This window comes from Microcystis sp. M53603_WE2 (assembly GCF_030065435.1).
The window spans coordinates 1-1219 of sequence record NZ_JASJFF010001195.1 but is presented as its reverse complement, the minus strand read 5'-3'; the positions used below and the strand labels follow the sequence as shown (position 1 = coordinate 1219).

The 1219-nt window shown below is 44.9% G+C and carries 1 protein-coding gene; it reads left to right on the top strand.

The features are described from left to right. Positions 1–634, top strand: a 634-nt coding sequence (gene rpiA / locus PX481_RS25035) for a ribose-5-phosphate isomerase RpiA (protein ID WP_288096652.1), incomplete at its 5' end; no start/stop codon positions are given. Positions 635–1219: the final 585 nt, after the last annotated feature.

The following is a 1219-nucleotide window of genomic DNA, read 5'->3' as shown; positions in this document are numbered from 1 at the left end:
GGTCGTGGGATTGGGAACTGGTTCAACGACGGCCTACGCGATCGAGTATCTGGGCGCTAGACTGCAAAGCGGGGAAATCAGCAATATTGTCGGGGTTCCCACTTCTTTTCAAGCGCAAGTTTTGGCCAGGAAGTACGGAATTCCCCTCACTACCCTCGATGTCATCGCAAAGATGGATATCGCTATCGATGGGGCCGATGAGGTGGATCCCCAGAAAAACCTGATTAAAGGCGGCGGTGCTGCCCATACTCAGGAGAAAATTGTCGATAGTCTCGCCGATATTTTTGTCGTGGTAGTGGATGGCAATAAGCTGGTGGACAAGTTGGGATCGACTTTTCTTTTGCCGGTGGAAGTGTTACCCATGGCCATGACTCCGGTGATGCGAAAATTGGAGGCACTCGGTGGTAAACCTTCTCTCCGCATGGGAGTGAAAAAAGCTGGCCCCGTGGTGACAGATCAAGGCAATTTAGTTATCGATGTTAAATTTGATAGTATCGATGATCCGGCTGATTTGGAAAGAACTATTAATAATATGCCGGGGGTTTTAGAAAATGGTTTATTTGTCGGGGTTGCTGATCTGATTCTCGTCGGTGAAATTATTGACGGTAAGCCGGTAGTGCGCGAGATTAGGTAGGATTAATTATTCTTAATCTAACAGTGAAACAGGCCTGCGGCCTGTTTTGTTATTATGGGTATATACAGACAAAGAAAAAAGTCAAGGACGTTTTACCAGACCCATCGTTAGGGGGAATCGAGCAATTTTGGCTCAAATAATATTTGCTTTTAGCTAATAACAAATCTCTAGCTATTGCCAGAAGTCAATACCTTCGAGAGTTAACCCTCAGAATCGGAATTACCTGAAGCTAGGCAAGGGAGGTGATGTCGAGATGATTACACGAGATATCCCCAAAAGCGACAACCCAATCACGGTCTGCTTTTCTCATCTATACTAATAAAAATAGTTCGATAGCTGAACTGTATGTCTTTCGTTACTAATTCAATTTCATCGAAAAACTATGGGAGAATTATAGCGGTGTGCAGTCGTATGAGGTACAGTGTCACGAGCTATAAACCATGCTAGTGGGACTTAAACGCCAAATAAAGATCAAATCGAGTATAATCGTTAAAGAGTAAGCACTTTACGTTGAAAGATCAGCGATGAAAGAGACAACCCCAGCCGCAATGCCCCCATGCTTTGACCGATGGTGTCGGCGGTTTG